The 5,375-nt window shown below is 72.9% G+C and carries 6 protein-coding genes and 2 pseudogenes; all 8 read left to right on the top strand.

Features of this window, described 5'->3' with window-relative positions; translation table 11 throughout:
* Positions 1-829: pseudogene (locus SACPADRAFT_RS34290) on the top strand (hypothetical protein); the annotation flags it as partial.
* Between the two features lie 4 nt (positions 830-833).
* The gene (locus SACPADRAFT_RS0224145) at positions 834-1,631 is read left to right on the top strand and encodes a sugar phosphate isomerase/epimerase family protein (protein ID WP_007026308.1); all 798 of its coding nucleotides are present in this window, start codon (positions 834-836) and stop codon (positions 1,629-1,631) included.
* Between the two features lie 84 nt (positions 1,632-1,715).
* On the top strand, positions 1,716-2,642 hold the full coding sequence (locus tag SACPADRAFT_RS0224140; protein ID WP_007026309.1) for a proline dehydrogenase family protein: 927 nt from the start codon (positions 1,716-1,718) through the stop codon (positions 2,640-2,642).
* Entirely contained in the window at positions 2,639-3,466 is an 828-nt protein-coding gene (locus SACPADRAFT_RS0224135) for a thioesterase family protein (RefSeq protein ID WP_007026310.1), read from the top strand. Before SACPADRAFT_RS0224140 ends, SACPADRAFT_RS0224135 begins: the two co-directional genes overlap by 4 nt.
* A 108-nt stretch (positions 3,467-3,574) precedes the next feature.
* Positions 3,575-4,384, top strand: coding sequence for a pyrroline-5-carboxylate reductase (gene proC, locus SACPADRAFT_RS0224130; protein WP_007026311.1), 810 nt, complete (start codon positions 3,575-3,577; stop codon positions 4,382-4,384).
* Between the two features lie 276 nt (positions 4,385-4,660).
* Complete coding sequence (locus tag SACPADRAFT_RS0224125; protein ID WP_019809390.1) at positions 4,661-4,879, top strand: helix-turn-helix domain-containing protein; 219 nt, start codon at positions 4,661-4,663, stop codon at positions 4,877-4,879.
* A 179-nt stretch (positions 4,880-5,058) separates the two neighbouring features.
* Positions 5,059-5,160, top strand: coding sequence for a 30S ribosomal protein bS22 (locus SACPADRAFT_RS31020; RefSeq protein WP_007026313.1), 102 nt, complete (start codon positions 5,059-5,061; stop codon positions 5,158-5,160).
* A gap of 47 nt (positions 5,161-5,207) precedes the next feature.
* Positions 5,208-5,375, top strand: a pseudogene (locus SACPADRAFT_RS33625) (NAD-dependent epimerase/dehydratase family protein); the annotation flags it as partial.

Genomic DNA, 5,375 nt, shown 5'->3' with positions numbered 1-5,375 from the left:
ACGCGGGCGTCGACCCGCACGGGGCGCTCCGGCGTCGCCGCCCGAGCCGCACACGGAGCAGTTCCCGGCGGTCCCGGAGGAGTCCGCCGAACAGACGGCGCTGTCCGACGCGGTCGCCCCCGGAGAGGCCCCGGCGGGGCTGAGCCGATGGGGCGATGCCGACAGCAGCGGACCGACCCGCGTCTCGCCCGCCGTCCCCGCCACCGACGACGCCGACGACGCCGACCGGGTGGACGACGGCCCGTCGACGGGTTGGTACGTACCCGACTTCGCCGACGACGTCGATGACGACCCGTACGGTGACGACGACCCGTACGACACCTACGGCGCCTACGGCACCTACGCCGACGACGGCTACGACGGCTACGGAGACTACGAAGGCCGTGCCGGCTCCGACGACGGGGACGGCTCCGACGGCGTCCACGGCACCCGGGTCGCACCGGGGGTGCTCGACGACGACCCGCTCGCCGACGACCTCCGCGCCGCGTGGGACGACGAGTCCGACGGGCGGGAGGACAGGGCCGACACCGCGGATGACCCCGACGGCGCCGGGGCCGGGGACGTCTCGCCCGCACGGCAGTGGCTGGTACTGGCCGGGCAACTCGCGCTCGGCGTCGCCGGGGGAGCCGGGGTGTGGCTCGGCTTCAACTGGCTGTGGGGGCAGATCCCCGCCGCGGCGCTCATGGCGGCGGTCGTGGTCACGGTCGCCCTCGTGTGGGTCGTGCGCAAGGTCCGCCGCGCCGAGGACACCCAGACCACCGTGCTGGCCCTGCTCGTGGGGCTGGTGGTGACCGTGTCCCCGGCGGCGCTGCTACTCGTCACCAGGTAGGCGCGTGGTTCCCGCGATCCCTGTCGCCCTGTCCACCGCGTCGGTGTGGCCGCTGCGGGCCGGGGAGGGTTTCGAACTCGCGGCCGAGCTCGGCTACGACGGCGTCGAGGTGATGGTGTGGGCCGACCCGGAGAGCCAGAGCATCTCGGCGTTGCGCAAACGCAGCAGGAACACCGGGGTGCCGGTCGTGTCGCTGCACTCGCCGTCGCTGCTGATCACCCAGCGGGTCTGGTCACCCGACCCGGTGGTGCGGCTGCGCAAGTCGGTGGACGCCGCGGTCGAGCTGGGCGCGTCCACGGTCGTGGTGCACCCGCCGTTCCGCTGGCAGCGCCGGTACGGGGACGCGTTCCCGGATCTCGTGGCCGAGCTGGAGGCCGACAGCGGGGTCGACGTCGCGGTGGAGAACATGTTCAAGGTGCGCCCGCCGGGCGCCGGACGGACCGGTCGGGTCTCCGCGTTCCGGCCGTCCATCGACCCGACCGACGTCGGCTACGCCCACTACACGCTGGACCTGTCGCACGCCGCCGCGGCGGGGATGGACGCGCTCGAACTCGCCGACCGGATGGGTTCGGGTCTGAGCCACGTGCACCTGTCCGACGGGACCGGTGCGCCGAAGGACGAGCACCTGGTGCCGGGGCGGGGTCACCAGCCCTGCGCCGCACTGCTCGAACGGCTGACCACCACCGGCTACGACGGCGCGGTCGTGCTGGAGATCAACACCCGGGGTGCGCGGTCCCCCGCCCGTCGCGTGAAGGACCTCGCCGAGGCGCTGCTGTTCACCCGACTGCACCTGGGTCAGTAGCGTCCGGCGCGGATCGTCCGACGATCGTCCCGACCCCGCGGGTGTTTGCCCGTCCGACTGTCCGGAACCCGTAGAGTTTCCTCCGTGGAGCCGCTGCGTTCGTTGATTCTCGCCGCCGCCGACAGCGAGGCGATCCGTCGGGCGGTCGCGACAGCACCCGGTACCCGGGGGATCGTCAACCGGTTCGTCGCCGGGGAGAGCGTGCCCGACGCCCTCCGGGCGGTGCGGGCACTGTCCCGCGACGGCCTCCGCGCGACCCTGGATTACCTCGGGGAGAACACCAGTGACCCCGAGGTCACCGAGCACACCGTGCGCACCTACCTCCGGTTGCTCGACGCCCTGCACGCCGAGGGGCTGACGGCCGACGCCGAGGTCAGCGTGAAGCTGTCCGCCCTGACCGTCGGGTGGGACGAGGAGCTGGCGCTGCGCAACGTCGGGCGGATCTGCGCCGCCGCCGACCGGTGCGGCACCACCGTGACGGTCGACATGGAGGACCACACCACCACCGACGCCACCCTGCGGACCGTCGACCGGGTGCGCAGGGAGTTCCCGGCCACGGGGGCCGTGCTCCAGTCCTACCTGCACCGCACCCCCGACGACGCCGCGGCGTTGGCGTATCCGGGCTCGCGGATTCGGTTGTGCAAGGGGGCCTACGCCGAACCGGCCGAAGCGGCGTTCCCGGACGCCCACGAGATCGACCTCGGCTACGTGCGGTGCGCCAACATCCTGCTCGAGAAGGGGGCGTACGCGATGTTCGCCACGCACGACCCCAGGTTGATCCCGCTCCTGCGGGAGCGGGTGCGGTCGTACGGGCGCGAGCCGGGCGACCACGAGTACCAGATGTTGTACGGGGTGCGGCCGGACGAGCAGCGCCGGCTGGCGACGGAGGGGGAGACCGTGCGGGTGTACGTGCCGTTCGGCGAGCAGTGGTACGGCTATCTGATGCGGCGGCTGGCGGAGCGCCCCGCGAACACCGCACTGTTCCTGCGTGCGTTGGTCAGCCGTTCGTGAGTACGGTGCACGACGATTTCGCGCCGTTCCCGGTGGCCAGCGACGTGCGGTCGCTGCGGGACGGCACCTTCACCGCCGACCTGCGGGCCGAGTGGTCGATCGGCACCCATCCGCACGGCGGGTTCCTGCTCACGCTGCTGGCCAGGGCCGCCGTCGCCGCGCTCGCCGAACAGGGTGAGCCGCACCTGGAGCCGTTGACCGTCAGCGCCGAGTTCCTGCGCCCTCCGGCCGTCGGGCCGGTGCTGTTGCGTACCGACGTCCGCAAGGTGGGCAGGCGGACCACCGTGGTGGCGGTGACGCTCGAACAGCGTGGCCGGGTCTGCGTCGAGGCGCGGGTGACGGTGGGCAGGCTGCCCGTGCGCCCGCCGGTGTGGAACGACGCGCCCGCGATGACCGCCGACCCCCCGGCGAACGCCGTGTCGCTGACGGTCGAGCGGTCGCAGGGCGTGTTCCACCTCGCGCAGGGGTGTGAGGTGCGGCTCGACCCGGCCACGGCCGGATACCTGGCCGGGCGCGAGGGGGATCCGCCGCGGATGCGGCTGTGGGCCCGGCCGCGGGAGGGCGGCTCGGACGCCTACTTCTCGCTGCTGGCCTGCGACATCAACCCGCCGGTCGTGTTCAACCTCGGCGGTGCGGGCGGCTGGGCGCCGACGACCCAGCTCACCGCGCTGGTCCGCACCCGGCCCCAGCCCGGGTGGCTGCGCATCCAGGTGGAGAGCCGGTCGGTGCAGGAGGGGTGGTTCGACTCGGACGCGGTGGTGGCCGACGCCCGCGGCCGCATCGTGTGCCAGGCCCGCCAGCTCGCCCTGACGGCCCTGCACTGACAGCCCTGCACCGAGGGCCCTGCACCGTCGGCGCCGCTCGCATCGAGGGCTCCGGAACCGGTGGTGGGCCCGGCGGCCCCGGCGCGGTGCGGGTCCTAGGCTGCGGACATGACGACGATCGCGGTACTGGGTGCGGGAAAGATCGGCGAGGCGCTGCTGTCCGGGCTGATCGCCGCGGGACGGGACGCCGGGGACCTGCTGTTCACCGAACGGCACTCCGAGCGTGCGGCCGAGCTGACCGAGCGGTACGGCATCACCCGGGTGGAGGTGCCGGAGGCGGCCGAGCGCGCCGACGTGCTGGTGGTGGCGGTGAAGCCGCAGGACATCGAACCGCTGTTGGACGAGCTCGCCCCGCTGGTCGGGCGGGACTCCCTGGTGGTGTCGCTGTGCGCGGGATTGCCGACGACGCTGTTCGAGGGCAGGTTGCCGGACAAGACGCCGGTGGTGCGGGTCATGCCGAACACCCCGATGCTGGTCGGCGAGGCGATGAGCGCGGTGTCACCGGGCAGGCACGCCACGCCGGAGCACGTGGAGACCGTCACCGCCCTGCTGACGTCCGTGGGCAAGGTCGTCGAGGTGCCGGAGCGGCAGCAGGACGCGGTCACCGCGCTCTCCGGGTCGGGCCCGGCGTACTTCTTCTACCTGGTCGAGGCGATGATCGACGCCGGGATCCTGCTCGGACTGCCCCGGTCGGTCGCCGAGCAGCTGATCGTGCAGTCGGCCGTGGGCGCGGCGCGGATGCTCGACGAGGGCCGCGACCACCCCGTCCTGCTCCGGGAAGCGGTGACCTCCCCGGCCGGGACCACCATCAACGGCATCCGCGAGCTGGAGAAGCACGGCGTCCGCGCCGCCCTGCTCGACGCCATCGAAGCCGCACGCGACCGCTCCGTCGAACTCGGCGCCCCCCACCGCGACTGAACCCCCTCACCTGGGGTTGTGCCGTGAAGGGCACTTTCCCTGCGTGCGATGCAGTGAATGTGCCCCTCGCTGCGCTGGGCGCAGGGAAAGTGCCCTTCACGGCAACCTCACGCAAGTCGGGGGGTGCGTCCGGTCGGGTGCCGTGTTTCCCCTTGACAGGCGTCGCAGGAGTCCCTTGTGTCCCGCTACCCTCGTTGAGAGCACGCGCGTGTCGGTACCGCCCGGTGGGGAAGCCGGGCGGCACGGCGCGTGGCGGAGGGACACGGTGAAATCGCTATGCCACCGAGCACGCACGACGACATGCCCGCGGGCCCGCGGCATGTCCAGTTCCTGACGGTCGCCGAGGTCGCCTCGCTGATGCGGGTCTCCAAGATGACCGTCTACCGACTGGTGCACTCCGGGGAGTTGCCCGCCGTCCGGGTGGGCAAGTCCTTCCGGGTGCCCGAACAGGCCGTCCACGACTACCTCGACAACGCGTACTTCGACGTCGGCTGAGTCCACCGTCCCCGCAGGTATCCCCGCCGGGGACGCCGGGACCCGGGGGCCGGGACGGACGCCCGGAGGTGTCCGGGAGGCTCCGCCGCACGGGGCTGCCCGGACCCGTGCGGGCCGCCCGGGGGACCACCGGTAACCTGGTGGACCGTTCCCCTCGAGGTAGACCATGAGGAGTGGGTGTGGGCTCGGTCGTCAAGAAGCGCCGGAAGCGGATGTCCAAGAAGAAGCACCGCAAGCTGCTGCGCCGCACCAGGGTGCAGCGTCGTAAGCAGGGCAAGTAACCACCACCGGCTCGGTGGTCGTCCCACCGGGCCCGTAGGGACAGTCGATGTCGCCGAAGGTCGTCCTCATCACCGGTGTCGCCGGTGATCTGGGCGGGCGGCTGCTGGCGCGGCTGAGTGCTGACCCGGGCATCGAGCGGGTGATCGGTGTGGACACCGCACCCCCGCGGCGCACCGGCGCACCCCCGCGCGACACCGGCGCCGCGCGCCCGGCC

Origin of the sequence: Saccharomonospora iraqiensis subsp. paurometabolica YIM 90007 (genome assembly GCF_000231035.2) — a bacterium.
GTDB classification, from domain to species: Bacteria; Actinomycetota; Actinomycetes; order Mycobacteriales; family Pseudonocardiaceae; genus Saccharomonospora; species Saccharomonospora paurometabolica.
This window is presented reverse-complemented; position numbering and strand designations above follow the sequence as displayed.